Origin of the sequence: Castellaniella ginsengisoli (assembly GCF_040955415.1) — a bacterium.
Lineage (GTDB): Bacteria > Pseudomonadota > Gammaproteobacteria > Burkholderiales > Burkholderiaceae_B > Castellaniella > Castellaniella ginsengisoli.
In genome coordinates this window covers 2,074,927-2,094,132 of sequence record NZ_CP158257.1, presented here as the reverse complement: position 1 = coordinate 2,094,132, position 19,206 = coordinate 2,074,927, and the positions used below count along the sequence as shown (strand labels likewise).

Genomic DNA, 19,206 nt, shown 5'->3' with positions numbered 1-19,206 from the left:
TGTCAGGGCTGGCCATCCGGGTCTTCGAGTTCGGGAATATCCGATGCGCCCGCCTGGGGACGGTTGGCCCGATCGATCAATTGCGTGAGTTCGATGCCGCGCGCCAACTGCTCGTCGTGCATGAAGCGCAGGGTGGGCACCGTATGGATGTGCAGCAACCGGAACAACTGCGAATGCAGCCAGCCCGCTTTTTCGTTCAAGGCCTGGGCGGCAACCTCGGGTTCGGCGCCCAGCACCGTGAAATACACCTTGGCATGGGCGTAGTCGACCGACAGATCGACGCCCGTGAGCGTGATCAGCCCGGCGCGCGCGACATCGAGTTCACGCTGCACCAAGGCCGCCAGATCCTTCTGGATCTGGTCGGCCAGGCGCGTATTGCGTCCGGGATTCGGTTTGGATTTATGACGGCCCATGATTCATGCCGCACGATCAGAGCGTGCGGGCGACTTCCTTGATTTCGAAGACTTCGAGCTGATCGCCGATCTCGATGTCGTTGTTGCCCTTGAGCGTGATCCCGCAATCGAAGCCAGCCTTGACTTCCTTGACGTCGTCCTTGAAGCGGCGCAGGGATTCCAGGGAGCCGGTCCAGTGCACCACATGGTTGCGCAGCAGGCGGACCTGGGAATCGCGGCGCACCACGCCTTCGAGCACCATGCAGCCGGCGATGTTGCCGATCTTGGACACGGAGAAGATCTCGCGGATCTCGACCAGGCCGATGACTTCCTCGCGCTTTTCCGGCGCCAGCATCCCCGACATGGCGTTGCGCACGTCGTCGATGGCGTCATAGATGATGTTGTAGTAGCGCAGATCGATGTCGTTGGTCTCGGCCTGCTTCTTGGCCGGCGCATCGGCCCGCACGTTGAAGCCGATCACCACGGCGCCCGAGGCGATCGCCAGGTTGACGTCGCTTTCGGAAATACCGCCCACGGCCGCATGCACCACCTGCACCCGGACTTCGTCGGTGGACAGCTTGAGCAGCGACTGCACCAGGGCTTCCTGGGAGCCCTGAACGTCGGTCTTGACGATCAGCGGCAGCGTGCGCACGCCTTCGCCCAGGTTGTCGAACATGGATTCCAGCTTGGCCGCCTGCTGGCGGGCGAGCTTGACGTCGCGGAACTTGCCCTGACGGAACAGCGCGATTTCGCGGGCCTTGCGTTCGTCGTTCAGGACCAGGACTTCGTCGCCGGCGGCCGGCACTTCGGCCAGCCCCTGGATCTCGACCGGAGTCGAAGGCCCGGCTTCGGCGGCAGGCTTGCCGGTGTCGTTCAGCATGGCGCGCACCTTGCCGAACGCCACGCCCGCGAGCACGGCGTCGCCGCGATGCAGGGTGCCGCTCTGGACCAGGATGGTCGCCACGGGGCCGCGGCCCTTGTCCAGGCGCGCCTCAATGACGATGCCCTTGGCCGGCACATCGACGGGCGCCTTGAGCTCGAGGATCTCGGCCTGAAGCAGGACGTTTTCCAGCAGTTCGTCGATCCCCTGGCCGGTCTTGGCGGACACGGGGATGAAGGGGACGTCGCCGCCGTATTCTTCGGGCACGACTTCCTCGGCGACCAGTTCCTGCTTGACGCGCTCGGGGTTGGCTTCGGGCTTGTCGATCTTGTTGATCGCCACCACCAGCGGCACATTGGCGGCGCGGGCGTGATGGATGGCTTCCTTGGTCTGGGGCATGACGCCGTCGTCGGCCGCCACCACCAGGATGACGATGTCGGTGGCCTGGGCGCCGCGGGCACGCATGGCCGTAAAGGCCTCGTGGCCCGGGGTATCCAGAAAGGCCACCACGCCGCGATCCGTCTTGACGCTGTAGGCGCCGATATGCTGAGTGATGCCGCCGGCCTCGCCCGTGGCGACCTTGGTGCGGCGGATGTAGTCCAGCAGCGAGGTCTTGCCGTGGTCGACGTGGCCCATGACGGTCACGACCGGCGCACGCGGCAGGGCCTCGGCCTCGCTGGCCGCCTCGGTGTCGGCCAGGAAGGTCTCGGGATCGTCCAGCTTGGCGGCGATGGCGGTGTGGCCGAGCTCTTCGACCACGATCATGGCCGTTTCCTGGTCCAGGATCTGGTTGATGGTGACCATCTGGCCAAGCTTCATCAGATGCTTGATGACTTCGGCCGCCTTCACGGACATCTTGTGAGCCAGGTCGGCAACGGAAATCGTTTCCGGCACGTGGATTTCACGGGCGATGAATTCGACCTGCATCGGTTCCTGATGCTCGGCCTGGCGGCGGCCCTTGCCGCGTCCGCCCTTGCCGCCGCGACCGCCGCCCTTGCCGCCCGCGCGCCAGGCATCGCGGCCGGCTCCGGGTGACAGGGTTTCGGCTTTGGAAGGCTTCTTGCGGCCATCGTTGGACCAGCTCGAAGACACATCGGAAGTCTTGATGACCTTCTTGCCTTCGGATTCTTTCTTGACCGTGGTCTTGGTGCCGGCGGGCTTGTGCAGCGTGCCGGTGGTGGCCGCCTCCTCGGGCTCCGGCGCACGCAGCACCTTACGCGGCTGGCGCATCATTTCACGCAGAGCGGCGGCTTCCTCTTCGGCGGCGCGGCGCGCGCGCTCGCGGTCAGCATCGGCCGGAGCGCGGCGGGCCTTGCCCGGCGTAGCCTGGGGCGCGGATACCGGCGCGGAGGAGGCCGGCACGGGCTCGACGCGCGGCGCCGGCTCGGCGGCCGGGGCGGGTTCTGATGCGGTGGCGGGCGCTTCGGCCACAGGAGTTTCGCTCACAGGATCCTGATGGGTTGCTTCCGGGGCCACGGCCTCGGCGGGTTCGTTCTGTGCGGCGGCCTCGACCGGCGCGGATTCGGGCTGTGCGGATTCAGCCGGCGCGGGAGAGGACTCGGCCTCGCCGGCCGGGGCCGGCGGCGCAGCCGGCGCGGCGGGTTCGGCCGCACGGAGAGCGGCAACCGGTTCGGCGGCGGGGGCGGCCGGCGCCTGGGGCGCGGGGGCTTCCTCGGGAGCGGGCGCGGCGGCTGCCGCAGCCTGGGCGGCGGCTTCGGCGCGCGCGGCCTCGGCCAAGTCGGAGCGATCGCGCTTGACGAGCACGCGCTTCTTGCGGACCTCGACCTGAATCGTGCGCGAGCGGCCGGAGCCGTCGGCCTGATGGATCTCCGACGTCTTGCGGCGCGTCAGCACGACCTTCTTGCCCGTATCGGAGCCGTGCGAACGCCGCAGGGATTCGAGCAAGGCGCTCTTGTCTGCTTCGGTCACGTCGGCGTTCACCGAATCCAGCTCGACGCCGGCCGAGCGGAAATGATCCAGCAGGACGTTGGCGGGCATGTTCAGTTCTTCGGCGAATTGGGCGACGGTGTTACTCGGCATTCGACTCTCTCTTTGACTACGTTGAAGGGCTGCGTGGTGCGATGCGACGAAGCGATCAGGCCTCGTCGTCCTCGAACCAGTGGGCCCGCGCCTGCATGATCATGTCGCTGGCGGTGTCCTCGGGCAGCCCGGTCAGCTCGGCCAGCTCGTCCGCAGCCAGCTCGGCCAGGTCGTCCAGCGTGGTGATGCCGTTTTCAGCCAGCTTCGCCACCAGGGACGGGTCCATCCCCCGGATCTCAAGCAGATCGCGGGCGGTCTGCACGCGCTCTTCCTGGGCGATGGCCTCGGTCAGCAGGGCGTTGCGCGCTCGCGTGCGCAACTCGTTGACGGTTTCCTCGTCGAAGGCTTCGATGTCCAGCAGTTCCTGCAGGGGCACGTAAGCGATTTCCTCGAGGCCGGTGAAGCCTTCGTCGATGAGGATGTCGGCGACTTCCTCATCCACGTCAAGCTTCGTGATGAAGGTATGACGCAGCGCGGCGCGCTCCGCATCCTGGCGGCTCTGGCTTTCCTCGGGCGTCATGATGTTGATCTGCCAGCCGGTCAGCTCGGAAGCCAGGCGGACGTTTTGTCCGCGCGCGCCGATGGCCTTGGGCAGATTTTCCTCGTCAACCACGACGTCCATGGCGTGCTTGTCTTCGTCCACCAGGATGGATTCGACGTGCGCCGGCGCCAGGGCCCCGATCACGAATTCCGCCGGGTCGTCGGCCCACAGGACGATGTCGACCTGCTCGCCGCCGAGCTCATTGCGTACGGCCGTGACGCGCGATCCACGCATCCCGACGCACGTTCCGATGGGATCGATCCGCTTATCGTACGCCACGACGGCGATTTTGGCACGCACGCCGGGATCGCGGGCAGCCGCCTTGATTTCGAGCAGACCCTGCTCGATTTCAGGGACTTCGTTCTCAAACAGCTCGCGGATGAAGTCGGAGGACGTGCGCGACAGGATGACCTGCTGGCCGCGCGCCGCGTGATCGACTTTCAGGACGTAGGCGCGCACGCGATCGCCGGCCCGGATGTTTTCCTTGGGAATCATCTCGGTGCGGGGCAGGCGCGCCTCGACCTTGCCGATCTCGATGATGCAGTCGCCCTTGTCCAGACGCTTGACCGTACCGGACACGATGGTCTCGCCCCGGTCAAGGAAGTCATTGAGCACTTGCTCGCGCTCGGCATCGCGGATTTTCTGGAGGATGGCCTGCTTGGCCGCCTGCGCGCCGATGCGGCCGAACTCAATGGGTTCGAGGGGTTCTTCGATATATTCACCGACCTCGATGCCGGGCACGATATCCTGGGCGTCCGTGTAGAGTTCCTGGGCATCGGGCTCTTGCAGCCCGGCCTCGTCGGGCACGACCAGCCAGCGGCGAAAGCCTTCGTGCTCGCCGGTCTGGCGGTCGATGGCCACGCGGATGTCCACGTCTTCCTTGAACCGCTTTTTCATGGCCGAGGCCAACGCGCTTTCGAGAGCGCCGAACACCACATCGCGCTCAACGTTTTTTTCACGCGCCAGGGCGTCGACCAACAGCAGAATTTCGCGACTCATCGCTTCTTACCCTTGAAATCGAGAACGGGGTCCAGCCGGGCCCTGTCCACATCGTCAAAAGAAAACGGCAGCGTCCGCAACTGGCCGGACGGATCTTCCCAATCCAGGCTGAGCACGGGCGTTTCATCCCCGTCGACCCGCAGGATGCCGGTAAAAGTCTTGCGGGATTCGACCGGCTCGTGCAGGCGCAGCTCGATGCGCTCGCCGGCGAAGCGGACGTAGTCCGCAAGGCGGCGCAAGGGCCGGTCCACGCCGGGAGAACTGACCTCCAGGCGCTTGTAGTCGATATTTTCGACCTCGAATACATGCGACAACTGGCGGGAGACTTGTTCGCAGTCCTCGATGCGCACTCCTTCGGGGCGATCAATCACCACGCGCAAAAGCCCCAAGGGCGCGCGCTCCACATCGACCAACTCCACATCGAAACCCAGCAATGCCTGCTGGGCGACCGTCAAGATATCCGCCATAAATTCCAAAAAAAAGGGGCTGTCCCGCAGCCCTTTGTGCGCCCCGGGGAAACCCGAGGCCTATTCAGGAACCGCCGACGGCCTGCCCGATCCGGCCCACACACGCCCGACAGGGCCTGCTGCGCCGGGATCGCACGCCACGCCTCTACGGCGCGCAGCAAACAACCCTCGGTGGACACAGCACAAAGGTGCTGTAAAGCCTTACATTATAACAGCATTTCTTTGCCCGAAGACCACCTTTTATGAAACCCCCGCGCATCTTCGGACGCCCCGCACAGCGGCCCGTCAAGCACTGGCCCCAGACGCCCGCCGCCAGGACGATGGACCAGGCGAGCAGCACCACGACGGCATCAGCGGCTGCGGCCCAGAAACCCCAGACGGGATTCATGCGCATGGCTGCCACGGGGCTGGCGATCGCCGCCGCCCCCGCCGACCGCCTGTTTGCGAGGCGCTTTGTTGCCGCCCGCCGGCTTGCCGCCCGGTTTGCGGCCGGACTTCTGGACAGCCTGGGGCTGCTCCGCCCCGCCCTGGCCCTGCTTGCCGCCCGCCCTGGCCTTGCCCTGCCTTGCCGGCTTGCCTGCGGATTGACCCGCTGCGCCGCCCGCCTGCTTGTCGCCGGGTTTGCCCGGACGCGCCCCGCGTGACGGCCGGTTGGAAGCCGGCCGGTTTTCACCAGCCACCCCCTGGGCATGCTGTGCGCCCTGGCCATGGGGCTTGGCCGATTTCCGGCCGGATTTCGCCGCCTGACGGGGTTGCTTGTGGCCGTCCTTGCCGTCCGGATGGCCATTGGCCAGCCCGCCGCTGATCAGCAGACCGGTCGTAAACGGATCGATACCGCCTTTGCGGCCGCCCGACACCCGGCCCCGGCGATTCAGGCGCGCACCGTTCTGGCCGTTCTGGCCCGGCGTGCCGAATCCCGGCGGCAGGGCGCTGGCATGCGACAACGGCTGCCGCTCGACCTGGCTCTCGTCTTCTTCGCCGCGCAAGAGGCCCAACTGGACCATCAACGCCCCGACCAGTTCGGAATCCAGTTCATCCCAACGGCCGCGGCGCAGATTGGGGGGCAGCATGACATCGCCGAAGCGGGTGCGGATCAGACGGCTGACCGTCACGCCCGCCGCCTGGAACATGCGCCGCACTTCGCGGTTGCGGCCTTCGCTGAGCGTGACCCGGTACCAACGGTTGCTGCCTTCCCCGCCGATGTAGTCCAGCGAATTGAATTGAGCCAGTCCGTCTTCCAGTTCGATGCCGCTGATCAGCCGGGCCTTTTCGTCGTCGCCCAGTTCGCCCAGGACGCGCACGGCATATTCGCGTTCCGCCCCGTAGCGCGGGTGCGACAGCCGGTTGGCCAGATCGCCCGACGTGGTCAGGATCAGCAGACCCTCGGTATTCAGGTCCAGACGCCCCACGGACAGCCATTTTCCGGTGCGGATGCGCGGCAGGCGGGCGAATACGGAGGCGCGTCCCCCCGGGTCGTCGTGGCTGACGATTTCACCGGCCGGCTTATGGTAGAGGATGACACGGGGCAGCCGCCCCGCCTTCGGACGCGTCACCAGACGGCCGTTGACGCGGACCTTGTCTTCGGGACCGACACGCTGGCCCACATAGGCGGGCTCGCCGTTGACCGAAACACGGCCGGCGACGATCAGTTCTTCCATGTCGCGCCGCGAGCCCACGCCCGCATCGGCCAGCACCTTGTGCAGTTTCGGCATCAGGACGTCGCTCTTCAGGTAACGATCCAGACGGCGGGCCGTCGGGTGAGCGTCGTTCAAATAGGTCAAGGCGCGATCCGCCTCTTCGGCCGTGCCCGCATCAATGTCTGCGGCGTTGCGCGTCTCGCGGGCTTCTTCGCCCTGCGCGCCAGCCTGCTGCGCATCCCCACGGCGGCGGCGAAACGGCGTGCGCAGCTTGCGCCCGCGCGGCTTGCCGTTTTCCGGCCGGGGCCCGGTGGCGGACGGTGTGTCGGCCGCCCCGGGGGCGGCCTTCTGCATCGTTTCGATTTCATCTGTCATGGGGTTCGGTGACTCCTGCACAAAATTCTGTTCTTCATTCATCCGGAACGCGCGGCGCCGGGTGGTCTTCAGCATCCGCGCCCAGGCGCGGGTCGGTATCCGGACGCGCCGGTTCCGGCGCTTCGGCGCGGATCGCGTCGTCGTGGCCGCCCTCGCCGCCGGGGACGAGCGCACCGCCGGCGCTTTCGCCCTCCGCCGTCTCGAAGGCCAGGACACCCAGCGCTTCCGCGGAATCTTCCGCATCGAGCGCCGGCAATTCGTCGAGCGCCCGCAAACCGAGGTCTTCGAGAAAACGGCGCGTCGTCCCCAACAGGGCCGGACGCCCCGGCGCATCGCGATAGCCCAGCGTTTCGATCCAGCCCCGGTCTTCAAGGGTACGGATGATCTGCGCCGAGACCGTGACGCCGCGGATATCCTCGATGTCCCCACGCGTTACGGGCTGCCGCCATGCGATGATGGCGAGCGTTTCGAGCACGGCACGAGAATAGCGAGGCGGTTTTTCGGGGTTCAGGCGCCCCAGGTAACGCTGCATGTCGGGACGACTCTGGAAGCGCCAACCACTGGCGAGCTGCACCAGTTCGAGCCCCCGGTCCTGCCAGTCGAGCTGCAGGGCAGCCAGATGGCGGCGGACGTCGTCCCCGGAAATCGTGTCTTCGAAGAGGCTGCGCAGATCGGTGACCGTGAGAGGCGCATCGGCGCACAGCAAGGCCGCTTCCAATACGCGCAGGATTTCCGTTTCCGTCATTTTAGCTTGAACTCCGATCAGTTGCTTGCATTATTTTCGCAGACTTGTTATAGTCTTGTTCTCCAGACGCGGGGTGGAGCAGTCTGGCAGCTCGTCGGGCTCATAACCCGAAGGTCACAGGTTCAAATCCTGTCCCCGCAACCACAATTCGAATCAAGCCCGGATACCCCAAGGTTCCGGGCTTTTTTCATTGCGCCGCCGCCGCGCCGGCTGATTTTTCCCGCACCAGCGCCTCGAATTCGGCGACCGGCAACGGGCGGCTCAGCAGATAGCCTTGCCAGGCATGGCAATGATGCCGCTCCAGAAAAGCACGCTGGGCTTCGGTTTCCACCCCTTCGGCGATGACGCGCAAGCCCAGGCTGATTCCCAGGGCGACGATGGTGCGGGCGATCGCCGCGTCGTTGGGGTCGGTCAGCACGTCGCGCACGAAGCTCTGGTCGATCTTCAACTGGTCCAGCGGCAGGCGTTTCAGGTAGGCCAGCGATGAATAGCCCGTCCCGAAATCGTCCAGAGAAAACCCCACGCCATAGCCCTTGAGCTGCACCATCTTGCGAATCGTGTCCTCGACGTCCTGCAAGAGCAGCCCTTCGGTCAATTCGAGTTCGAGCCGGCTGGCATCCGCGCCAACCCCTGCCAGGGCGGCCAGGACCTGATCCACGAAGCCGGGCTGGTGGAATTGCCGCGGGCTGACGTTGACGGCCAGGCTCAGGTGCGCAAACGCGGGATCCTGCGCCCAGCGGGCCAGTTGCTCACAGGCGGCCCGCAGCACCCATTTGCCCAGCGGCAGGATCAGGCCGGTTTCCTCCGCCAGGGGAATGAAGGACGCCGGCGCGACGAAACCGTCCTGGGGATGATGCCATCGCAGCAGCGCCTCGCAGCCGATGATGCGGCCCCGGTCCACCTGCGGCTGGTAGAACAACTCGAACTGTCGTTTTTCCAGGCCGGCGCGCATGTCCAGCTCCAGCGCGGCCCGTTGATGCACTGCGGCCTGCATGAGCGGATCGTAGAAGCGCAGGGTGTTGCGTCCCGCCGCCTTGGCCTGGTACATCGCCAGATCGGCCCGCTTGAGGTGCTCGTCCACCCCCTGCTCCAGCCCATGGAACACGGACGCCCCCATGCTGACCGTCGCGTGATAGTGCTCGGCGCCCAACAGGTAGGGTTCGCTCAACAGCCTCAGGATGCGCTGGCCGGTTTCCTCCGCCTGCGCAGCGGCTTGTTCGGGCGACGTGCCCAGGTCTTCGAGGACCACCACGAATTCGTCGTCTCCATGCCGAGCCACGGTCTGCGAGTCGGACACGCAATCGAGCAGGCGCCCGGCCACCTGTTTCAGCACCAGGTCTCCGCTGTCGTGGCCACGGGTTTCGTTCAGGGTCTTGAAATGATCCAGGTCCAGCATCAGCAATGCTCCCCAGCGCTGATGCCGCGCCGCCGACGCCAGCGTCTGCTGCAGGCGGTCCAGCAGCAGACGCCGGTTGGGCAGCCGGGTCAGGGAATCGTAGAAAGCCAGATAATTGATTTCTTCTTCGGCCGCCTTGCGCGGGGTAAGATCCTCGACCGTCAGCAGATAATCGTCGTCCAGCAGAACCCCGGTCACCTCGACCGTCCGGTGACCGCCGCGGCCCGGCACAAGATATTCACCCGCCTCGATGACGCCCGCGCCCGACTTGCGCGCCTCATCGTGCAAGCCGTCCCAGCGCCGGCGCATGCGCGCGCGGATTTCCGGATCGGGGCAAAGCTGCGCCCACCAGGCACTCACGTCGGCCACGTCCTGACCCGCCGCATCGAAAAGCTGCATGAACTGCCGGTTGCGGAACATGATCCGCTCATCATGCCGGACCAGGCACAGCCCCACCGGCAGGTGATCGAGAATGCCGCACAGATAACGCTCCCGGTCCCGCAACGCATCCTGCATCCGGCGCCGCTCGTCGATGTCCTGGATGACGGCGACATGGTAGTCGGGCGGCTCACCCGGCTGCCAGATGGGGGAGACGGTCAGGTCCACCCAGATCGTCCGGCCGTCTTTGCGGATGACCCGTTTTTCCAGCCGGTATTCGCGGATATCCCCCGTCCGGACGCGCTGTATCTGCACGAGGTCCGAGGCCAGGTCGTCGGGATGGGTGAGCCGCTGGAAATCGAGCCGCAGCAGTTCGGCGCGCGTATAACCCAGGATATCGCAGTATTTCTGATTCACCCGGACCAGAGCGCCGGTCTTGACGTCGGTCAGGGATACGCCGACCGCCGCCTGGTTGAAAACGGCGCGGAAACGCTCCTCGCTACGCCGCAGGGCCATGTGCGTGGAGGCGACCTCAGTGAAGGCCCGCGTGCGCTGACGCGTCAGCAGGCTCGCCAGCACCGCCAGCAGCAGGGTCAGAGCCAGGCCCGCGCCGCCGATCCACCACGGCATCATTCGCTCGGCATGCGACAGCAGGGCGCGGCCAGGCGTGAAATGCAGACGCCAGGTCCTGCCCATCACATCCAGCAGGCGGGTCTCCTCGATCCCAAGCCGGGGCATCGCGTCGCCCGGCGGCAGCAGCGCAGCGCCCAAGGCAGCCGGCACGCCGGGCACGCCGGCGGCGCCGACGTCCTGGATCCGCAGCGACAAGCCGCGCAGGAAACCGGCGGCCCGGACGGCCGCCAGCATTTCCTCGACATTGACCACCGCGGCCACCCCGCCGATGAAACGCCCGCTCTCGTCGCGGTGAAACACGGGATAGCGCAAGACAAACGCGATGCTTTCTTCTTTTTCCTGCAGCAGGGCGAAAGGCGCGGAGAGCGCCGGGCGGCCCGTCGCCCGGCCTTTCAGCAACGCGGCCGCATTGGCGGGCTGGGAAGCGATGTCCAGCCCCCGGATGCCCGGGTTGCCGTCGATGGGCCAGAGATGTTCGACGATGTAGTGGTCGGGCTGGTCGATCTGCGGGTGAATGATCGGCTTTGCCGGATCGGCGTCCGGAAGACGGGCGCGCAACAGCGCCTCGTATGCGGGCAGTTCGGCGGCAGGCACCCAGCGCACGAAAGACAGGTTCACCAGTTCCGGGTAGTTTCGACGCACATCGTGTTGCGCAACCACCCGCCCGAACAGCGCATCATCCAGATCGGGGTTCACCATGAACACATCCCGCAGACCGGCCACGACCTGCGCATAAGCGGCGATCCGCTGAGAGATCGCATCGCTGGAAGAGCGGACCTCCTCGGAAAACCGGAGCTGGGCGATCGACCGCCCGGCCTCCCGCTGCTGCTGCACCAGCCCATAGGTCAGGCCGAGCCCGAACAGGGCCGCCACAATGCCGGGGAACCACAAGCTGAATGTTCGTCTTGCAGAAGATGCCGCCATGAGGCTCCTTGGATGAAAAGGCCGGCAAAGACGCAGGGAGACGTGACGCACCCCGCCGAAGGCGGGGCCCACGGCTCAAGGATAGCGGCTTTTCAATGCCGGTTGTCAAACGCTTCAAATCCGGACGCGCCCGACGCCGGAATACGCAGTCAGCCCCGGCGCGCGCTTACCAGCGCACGAAGAACAGGACCCAGGCCCAGCAGAACGGCAGCAAGCCGGCGGTCACCAGGGCGACGGCGCCCAGCCTGGGCGCCGTCCTGACCGTGCGCAGGCCCGCGAGCCGCCATTCGAACCGCAGGCTCCAGGCCAGCGCCAGCGCCAGCAACGTAAAGCGCACGGCGTTGGCCCAGCCCGTGGAAACGCCCTCGTGCTGCAGCAGGGTCAGCGTCGTGGCCGACAACCCCAGGAAGACTCCGGCTCCCGCCGCCGGAATCAGCCCCTGGGCGAGCTTGTGAACGCCCGCCAGGCGGCTGCGCAGCAGCCGGCCGTCCGCATCCCGCACCCCCGGCATCTCCAGAGCCGGCAACAGCCGATCCGCCAGCCAGAGTCCGCCGAATGCGGCGCCGCCCACGATGACGGCCGCGCCGCCGATGAACAACAGGATGACGGCGCCGTCCAGCCAACTGAAGCTGTCATTGACTTCCGGATAGTGTGTCAGGATGAACCAGGGCGCGTCATCCATCAGCGGCCAGTAGATGTCCCGCGCCACCAGCCAGGCGGCGGCGGACTGCTTGATCGAGACGAACCAGGGACTGGCGCTCCAGAGAAAGGCGCCCACGGCCAGGCCCATCAGGCCGAACACGATCAGCGCCGTCTGCCAGCCGCTGCCGTCCTCGACATGGACGATTTCGGCCTCCGGCGAGCGGGGCGTCAGCGTGATGGCGCCCCGATAATCGCTGCAGCGTCCGCACATGTGGCATTCGGCCGCTCCCTGCATATTGCGCAAGGGCAGCAGGGGCGCGCAATTGATCGATCCGGTGCGGCGCACGGGCGCGCGCCAGGCGGCGGCATCCACCCGGTAGTGCCAGGGCGCAAGCTTGGCCAGCAGATTGAACACCCCGTTGACCGGGCACAAGTATTTGCACCAGACGCGTTTGTCGCGCCCATAGAGCCAGCCGACGACTATCGCGGCCACGGTGGAGCCGCCCAGCACGGCGGCAACGGCCCAGGGATACTGGTAGACGCTGACCAACTGGCCGTAAATGGTGGTCAGGCTGAAGGCGACGAAAGGCCAGCCGCCCCACCGCATCCAGCGTGGAATGGCATGGCCGCGCCCGTGCCGGCTGGCCCATTCGGTCAGGGCGCCCTCGGGACAGAACAGGCCGCACCAGGCGCGTCCGAACAAGGGAATGGACACCAGCACGAACGGCCACCAGATGCCCCAGAAAGCGAACTGGGCCAGAACGGTGAGGTTGTTGAAGACGGACGCGGTGCGGTCCGGCAATGGCGTGACGGCCGGAATCGCCAGCAAGGCGATGTAGACGACGACAATCACCCATTGCACCCGCCGGATCGCGCGCTGATGATCGCGCAGGAAGTCTCCCGCGCGCGCGACACCGGAACGGAAGGAATGCGACCAGACCATGCAGCTACCTCACGACACGTCCCCGGCCGGGGACGGCAGGCCGCCAGTGTATACCGCGGCCGGCTTCGCCGGCTTGCCGTGCAGGCCGATGCGCGTGCCGGATCGTGGTCATGACAGTATCCTTTGGGTCGTTGCGGGCGGGTATCGCGCATGGTCACGGCGCGAGACAGGCGGTATTCTCCTCCCCATTCCCCTTTCCAAGCAAACAGGAGCTGTCTCATGAAAGCCATCGGATACCGGCAGGCCGGAACCCTCGAGCGCGACGACGCGCTGGTCGATATCGAACTCGAACGTCCGGCGCCGGAAGGCCGCGACCTGCTGGTCGAAGTCGCGGCGGTATCCGTCAACCCCGTCGACACCAAGATCCGGAAAAACGTATCCCCGGGCGCCGGCCAATGGAAAGTCCTGGGGTGGGACGCCGTCGGCCGGGTTGCGGCGGCCGGTTCCCAAGCCACGCGCTTCCGGCCGGGCGATGCCGTGTTCTACGCCGGCGATCTGAACCGCCCAGGCACCAACAGCGCATTCCATCTGGTCGATGAGCGCATCGTCGGCCGCAAGCCCGCCACGCTTGCCGATGCCGAGGCGGCCGCCCTGCCCCTGACGGCCATCACCGCCTGGGAAATGCTGTTCGACCGGCTCGATGTGCGCCGTGCCGTGCCCGGCGCGGCGAATGCCATCCTGATCGTCGGCGGCGCCGGCGGCGTGGGCTCGATCGCCATCCAGCTCGTCAAGGCGCTCACGGACCTGACCGTCATCGCCACCGCGTCCCGCCCGGAAACCCGGGCCTGGGTCGAGTCGCTGGGCGCGGATCATGTCGTGGACCACAGCCGCCCCCTGGCCACCCAGGTCGGAGCGCTGGGGCTTGGCCAGCCGGCCTTCGTCTTCTCGACCACCGCAACCGACCGGCATGCGGCCCAGCTCGCCGAAGTCATCGCCCCGCAAGGCCGCCTGGGCCTGATCGACGATCCCGAAACCATCGACATCAAGCTGTTCAAGCGCAAATCCGTCTCCCTCCACTGGGAATTCATGTATACCCGCTCGATGTTCGAAACCGTGGACATCGAAGCGCAGGGGCGCCTGCTGGACGAAGTGGCGGATCTGGTGGATTCTGGCCGTCTGCGCACCACATTGACCGATATCCTGCAGCCGATCAATGCGGCCAATTTGAAAAAAGCGCACGCCCTGCTGGAAAGCGGCCGCGCCCGGGGCAAGATCGTGCTGGAAGGATTCCAGGACTGACGCCCGCCGGCCGCAGCGCGGCGGCGGCGAACGGCTTCAGGCGGCATCGCCTGGCCGATCAGACCGCCGCAGGCGCCTTGGAACGTCCGGCGGCCGGCGCCGTTGCGGCGCGCGAAGCGCGGCGCAACAGCCAGGCCACGACGCACCAATAGGCCAGCCAGATCAACAACTGCGACAACGCGGGATAGGCGCGGTACCCGGCGAAATCGGCCAGGACCTTGCCCAGCCCGCCTTCGGTGCCCAGCAGCCAGGCGCTGTCCCACACCGGATCCACCAGGGTCGGCAGCACGCCCAGAGAGATCAGGCGATCCGTGGCCGACACCAGCAACGCGCCGGCCAGCAACAGCAACAGGATCTCGGTCAGTTTGAAAAACCGCCGCCACGTGATGACCCGTCCCCCCAGTTGCAACAGCCAGAACGTCAGCAGCGCTGCCGCAAATCCGCCCAGGCCGGCCAGGGCCATGGCACCGGTGCCGCCCGACCCCTGCGACGAGAGGACGGAGCCGTAGAGGAACACCACGGTCTCGCTGCCTTCGCGCGCGACGGCGATCATGACCAGCGCAAGCAGACCCCACCAGTGATTACCGCCGACCCGCTCGGCGGCGCCGGACTCCAGTTCGCGCTGCAGGCCGCGACCGCGGGTGCGCATCCACACGACCATCTGGACCACCAGCCCGCAGGCCGCCAGCGCCATCAAGGCCTGGAACCACTCCTGGCCTTCGTCGGACAACCAGGAGGAAATTCCCAGCAGCACCAGCGCCAGCGCGCCCGCCAGCAGCAGCCCGGCGCCGACACCTCCCCATAGCCACGGCAAGCCGCGCCGGCCCTCGGGCGAAACGCGCAGCCAGGAATACAGGATGCCGACGACCAGCAGGGCCTCGACACTTTCACGCCAGACGATGAAGGCGACTTGTTCCATGATGAAGGGGGGTGATCAGGGTTTGGGCAGCACCACCAGAGTGCCTTTGACCTGGGGATGGAAGTCGTCGAAGAAGGGATATTCGCCCGGCCGCGACAGAGTCAGAACCACGAACGAAGTGACCCCCGGCCCGAGGACCTTTTCTTTGCGCAACGGCAGGCTCTCGAACTCGACCGCCTCGGTGCTTTCATTGACCAGGATGATCTTGAAGCGGCCCGCCGGCACTTCCAGACGGGCCGGCTCGAAGGTGCCGTCAGGCTTGAAGGTGAGCGTATAGACCGGCATGTCGGCGGCGAGGGCCGCCGGCATCGGCGCCAGCCAGCCAAGCCCTGTCAGGAGGGCCAGGGCAATCCAGATCCGCATGCGCGCCGCCATCTCCGCCCCGCGATCAGTAGCCGCCCTTCTTGCCGGTGCCGGCATAGACGAACTCGTATTTGACCTCGAAGGGCTCGAACCACGGCGCAACGCCGGTTTCCTTGTCGACATGGCGGCCGAAATGGTTATTGTGCGCCGTCTCGGGCGAGCCGACGATGAAGGTCAGGTTGTACTTGCCCGGGCCTTCGAGCTTGACGTTGTCGCCGTAGTGCGGCCCGTCGTTGGCCACCATGGGCATCAGATCGCCCTTCAAGACCTTGTCGCTGCCCTGCTTCTGCAGCACGTATTGAATGTTCAGGTACGGGGCCCAAGCGCCCTCGGGCAAGCCGTTCTTGTTGTCGGCCGTGGCATGGATATCGGCTTCCAGGTGGATGTCGGAATCCTTGGCGGCGCGCATCATGCCGGCCGGTTCCATTTCGACCGGCTGGAGGTAGACGGCGGCCACTTCCAGCCCGTTGAGTTCGCTGGGTTCGCCGATGGGGTACTCGGCCGCCAGGGCGGAAGAAGCCAGGCCGATGCCTGCCAGTGCGAGAAACAGCTTGTTCACCATGCGCGATCTCCGTGTCGATAAGAAGAATGATTCTCGTTAATATAACACCGGAGATCCACCCCGAAATCACGCGGAAACAAAAAAACCGGGGCTGCGCCCCGGTTCGCCCAGACCGGCATCCCATGCCCGAGCCTGGACCGCGATGCAGTCATTTCTTCTTTTTCGCGCCTTCGGGCGGCTCGCCCGGGAAGGGAAAGGCCGAGAACATGGTGCGTGCCTGATCCTGCATCTGATCCTGCATCTGGACGAACAGGCTGCGGCTTTGCTCCAGGTAGTTGTTCATCATGTTCTGCAGGGCCGGGGTCTGCATGTTCATCAACTGCGCCCAGGCCTCCGGGCCGAAATGCTGCTGGTACAGCCCCTGAGACTGCCCCGCCATGCGATCCTGGATGTCCATCAGCACCTGGATGTTCTTTTCGAGGAACGTGCCCATCACGCCCTGCATGGCATGGCCGTAGAAGCGGATGATCTGCGCCAGCGATTCGGCCGAGAACATGGGGACGCCGCCGGATTCTTCTTCAAGAATGATCTGGAGCAGGATGCTGCGGGTCAGGTCGTCGCCGGTCTTGGCATCGACGACCTTGAATACCGTGTTGTCCAGGACGAGCTGCTTGATGTCGGCCAGCGTGATGTAGGCGCTGGACTGGGTGTCGTAAAGGCGGCGGTTGGGATACTTCTTGATGAGTCGTTCCGCCTGGGGAGAGGAAGTGCTGTGCCGTGCCATGATCACCCCATGTGCAGGCCGCCATTCAGGGAGAAATCCGCCCCTGTGGCAAAGCCGGAATCGTCGGAAGCCAGCCAGGCGACGATAGAGCCGATTTCCTCGGGCGTGCCCAGACGCTTGACCGGGATGGTGGCGACGATTTTTTCCAGCACGTCGGGGCGGATGGCCCGCACCATGTCGGTGCCGATGTAGCCGGGGGAAATGGTATTGACGGTGACGCCCTTGCTGGCCACTTCCTGGGCCAGGGCCATGGTGAAGCCATGGATTCCGGCCTTGGCGGTGGAGTAGTTGGTCTGGCCGAACTGGCCTTTCTGGCCGTTGACCGAACTGATGTTGATGATCCGCCCCCACTGGCGTTCCACCATGTCGTCGATCACCTGCTTGGTCACGTTGAACAGGCTGTTCAGATTGGTGTCGATGACGGCGCGCCAATCGTCCCGGCTCATCTTGCGAAAGACGCCGTCCCGGGTGATGCCCGCGTTGTTCACCAGCACGTCGACCGGGCCGAACTGCTCCTTGACCTTGACGAAGGCCTCGACCGTGGAATCCCAGTCGGAGACGTTGCCGACCGAGGCGCTGAACTTGTAGCCCAGCGCAGCCTGCTCTTCCAGCCACTTGGCATGATCCCGGCTGGGGCCGCAACCGGCCACCACCGTGAATCCTTCCTTCGCGAGACGCTGGCAGATCGATGTGCCGATACCGCCCATGCCTCCGGTCACGTAAGCCAGTTTGCCGCTCATGGTGTTCTCCTTTTCAGACTGCTTTGACTTTGACATAGCGCCCGGGTGCGGGTTCTATGGCGGGATAGGTTCGGTTGCCCAGGGTGCGGCGAGCGGCCCGCCAATCGCCCGAATGGCCGGCAAGCCAATCCAGCCAATCGGGCCACCAACTGCCTTTGGCGTGGTCCGCCTGGCTCAGCCAGATCTCGGGGTCGCCCGGCAGGGCGGTATCCCGGGAGCGGAACCAATAGCCGCGCCGGCCGCGTTCCGGCGGGTTGACGACCCCCGCGATATGGCCGGACTCGCCCAACACGAAGCGCAACGGCCCGCGCAGCAGCCGCGTCGAAGCATAGGCCGAGGTCCAGGGCACGATGTGGTCCTCGCGCGAGGCATACAGATACGCCGGCATGTCCAGGGCGCACAGATCGACCGGCACGCCGCAGATGCGTAGCTGGCCGGTCCCGAGACGGTTTTCAAGATAGGTGTTGCGAAAATACCAGGTAAAGAACGGCCCCGGCAAATTGGTGCCGTCGGCGTTCCAGGCCAGCAGGTCGAAAGCACGGGGCGATTCGCCCATCAGGTAATTGGAACCGACGTAGTTCCAGACCAGCTCGGCCGGCCGCAGGAAGGAAAAAGTGGTCGACAGCTCGCCCGCCGTCATCAGGCCGCCCGCACTCAATTGCTGCTCGCGCACCCGGGCATGCTGCTCGTCGACGAACACGTCGAGGATGCCGGTTTCGCGGAAATCGAGAAAGGTGGTGAGCAGGGTCAGCGCGGCCACAGGATCTTCGCCCCGGGCGCGGGCCACGGCCAGGGCGCTGGAGAGCAGCGTGCCGCCCACGCAAAAACCCAGGGCATTGATCTGAGGCTGGCGGGTCACCTCGCGCACCACCCGCACCGCCTGCAGCACGCCGTCTTCGACGTAGTCGTCCCAGGTCTTGCACTCGATGCCGTCGCCGTCGTCCGGGAGCGGATTGCGCCAGGACACCATGAAGACTTCGAAGCCGGCCTGCACGGCATGCCGCACCAGGGAATTGGCCGGCTGGAGATCCAGGATGTAGTACTTGTTGATGCAGGGCGGCACCATCAGCAGGGGCCGGCGGCGGACCTTGGCGGTCTGCGGCCGGTACTGGATGAGCTGCATCAAGGCGTTTTCATAGATGACCGCCCCCGGCGTGACCGCCAGGTTCTCGCCCGGAACGAACGCGGACTCATCGGTCTGCGTCATGCGGCCCCGCGCCAGGTCGCGCATCAGGTTGGCCAGACCTCGTTGCAGGGATTCGCCCCCGCTGTCGGCGGCGGCCTTGAGCGCATCGGGATTGGATGCCAGGAAATTGGAGGGCGCAGCGGCCTCGATCCACTGCATGACCGAAAAGCCGAGACGTTCGCGCGCATCGTCTTCGAGATCGGCGACCTGCGCCAGACGCCGCAGGGCATCGGCCATGAGGAGATAGGCGTGCGCCGAAAACAGGGCCTGGGGGTTACCGGCCCAGGCATCCGAGGAAAAACGGCGGTCTGCGGGCGGGGCGAGCGTGCCCTGCCGGAATTGATCCAGCAGCGACTGCCAGGATTGGATGAAATTGGATCGGATGGCCGCCAGTTGGGCGGGCGCAACCCGGGGCGGCGCCCGCCTTTGTGAAGAATTCCGATCAGTCATTCCGCCATCCCTTGTACCGCCAGGGTTCCAA

The 19,206-nt window shown here is 66.0% G+C and carries 14 protein-coding genes, 1 tRNA gene and 1 pseudogene; 2 read left to right on the top strand and 14 right to left on the bottom strand.

Features of this window, described 5'->3' with window-relative positions; genetic code table 11:
* Window positions 1-2 precede the first annotated feature (2 nt).
* The 6 genes and pseudogenes from rbfA to scpB all read right to left on the bottom strand — a co-directional run.
* A complete protein-coding gene (gene rbfA, locus ABRZ00_RS09910) occupies window positions 3-413 on the bottom strand; it encodes a 30S ribosome-binding factor RbfA (protein ID WP_343838807.1) in 411 nt (136 codons plus the stop codon).
* Between the two features lie 16 nt (window positions 414-429).
* On the bottom strand, window positions 430-3,312 hold the full coding sequence (gene infB / locus ABRZ00_RS09905) for a translation initiation factor IF-2 (protein ID WP_368642127.1): 2,883 nt from the start codon (window positions 3,310-3,312) through the stop codon (window positions 430-432).
* A gap of 55 nt (window positions 3,313-3,367) precedes the next feature.
* Window positions 3,368-4,852, bottom strand: a complete 1,485-nt coding sequence (gene nusA / locus ABRZ00_RS09900) for a transcription termination factor NusA (protein WP_368642128.1) — start codon at window positions 4,850-4,852, stop codon at window positions 3,368-3,370.
* Window positions 4,849-5,319: a ribosome maturation factor RimP gene (gene rimP / locus ABRZ00_RS09895; RefSeq protein WP_343838802.1), complete on the bottom strand. Its 471-nt coding sequence runs from the start codon at window positions 5,317-5,319 to the stop codon at window positions 4,849-4,851. Before rimP ends, nusA begins: the two co-directional genes overlap by 4 nt.
* Before the next feature lie 350 nt (window positions 5,320-5,669).
* Window positions 5,670-7,331 carry a pseudouridine synthase gene (locus tag ABRZ00_RS09890; RefSeq protein WP_368642129.1) on the bottom strand — a complete coding sequence of 554 codons (1,662 nt, stop codon included), beginning with the start codon at window positions 7,329-7,331 and terminating at the stop codon, window positions 5,670-5,672.
* A 217-nt stretch (window positions 7,332-7,548) separates the two neighbouring features.
* Window positions 7,549-8,076 (bottom strand): annotated as a pseudogene (scpB, locus tag ABRZ00_RS09885) (SMC-Scp complex subunit ScpB); the annotation flags it as partial.
* Window positions 8,077-8,143: 67 nt separating this feature from the next.
* Here scpB and ABRZ00_RS09880 point away from each other — a divergent pair.
* A tRNA-Met gene (locus ABRZ00_RS09880) sits at window positions 8,144-8,220 on the top strand.
* A gap of 43 nt (window positions 8,221-8,263) precedes the next feature.
* On the opposite strand, the gene ABRZ00_RS09875 is transcribed toward ABRZ00_RS09880, so the two are convergent.
* Both ABRZ00_RS09875 and ABRZ00_RS09870 read right to left on the bottom strand, forming a co-directional pair.
* Window positions 8,264-11,407, bottom strand: a complete 3,144-nt coding sequence (locus tag ABRZ00_RS09875) for an EAL domain-containing protein (protein ID WP_368642130.1) — start codon at window positions 11,405-11,407, stop codon at window positions 8,264-8,266.
* 166 nt (window positions 11,408-11,573) lie between these two features.
* The gene (locus ABRZ00_RS09870; RefSeq protein ID WP_368642131.1) at window positions 11,574-12,992 is read right to left on the bottom strand and encodes a 4Fe-4S binding protein; all 1,419 of its coding nucleotides are present in this window, start codon (window positions 12,990-12,992) and stop codon (window positions 11,574-11,576) included.
* A gap of 219 nt (window positions 12,993-13,211) precedes the next feature.
* Between ABRZ00_RS09870 and ABRZ00_RS09865 the strand changes: the two genes are divergently transcribed.
* Entirely contained in the window at window positions 13,212-14,231 is a 1,020-nt protein-coding gene (locus tag ABRZ00_RS09865; protein WP_368644263.1) for a zinc-binding alcohol dehydrogenase family protein, read from the top strand.
* Between the two features lie 58 nt (window positions 14,232-14,289).
* On the opposite strand, the gene ABRZ00_RS09860 is transcribed toward ABRZ00_RS09865, so the two are convergent.
* From ABRZ00_RS09860 to ABRZ00_RS09835, 6 genes are all read right to left on the bottom strand, one after another.
* Complete coding sequence (locus ABRZ00_RS09860; protein ID WP_368642133.1) at window positions 14,290-15,150, bottom strand: FTR1 family protein; 861 nt, start codon at window positions 15,148-15,150, stop codon at window positions 14,290-14,292.
* A gap of 15 nt (window positions 15,151-15,165) precedes the next feature.
* Window positions 15,166-15,513, bottom strand: a complete 348-nt coding sequence (locus ABRZ00_RS09855) for a cupredoxin domain-containing protein (protein WP_343838790.1) — start codon at window positions 15,511-15,513, stop codon at window positions 15,166-15,168.
* A 25-nt stretch (window positions 15,514-15,538) separates the two neighbouring features.
* Entirely contained in the window at window positions 15,539-16,075 is a 537-nt protein-coding gene (locus ABRZ00_RS09850; RefSeq protein ID WP_343838788.1) for an iron transporter, read from the bottom strand.
* Between the two features lie 148 nt (window positions 16,076-16,223).
* Window positions 16,224-16,799: a polyhydroxyalkanoate synthesis repressor PhaR gene (phaR, locus tag ABRZ00_RS09845; RefSeq protein ID WP_343838786.1), complete on the bottom strand. Its 576-nt coding sequence runs from the start codon at window positions 16,797-16,799 to the stop codon at window positions 16,224-16,226.
* A 2-nt stretch (window positions 16,800-16,801) separates the two neighbouring features.
* Window positions 16,802-17,539, bottom strand: a complete 738-nt coding sequence (locus tag ABRZ00_RS09840; RefSeq protein WP_343838784.1) for a 3-ketoacyl-ACP reductase — start codon at window positions 17,537-17,539, stop codon at window positions 16,802-16,804.
* Between the two features lie 13 nt (window positions 17,540-17,552).
* A complete protein-coding gene (locus ABRZ00_RS09835; RefSeq protein WP_368642134.1) occupies window positions 17,553-19,175 on the bottom strand; it encodes a PHA/PHB synthase family protein in 1,623 nt (540 codons plus the stop codon).
* Window positions 19,176-19,206 lie beyond the last annotated feature (31 nt).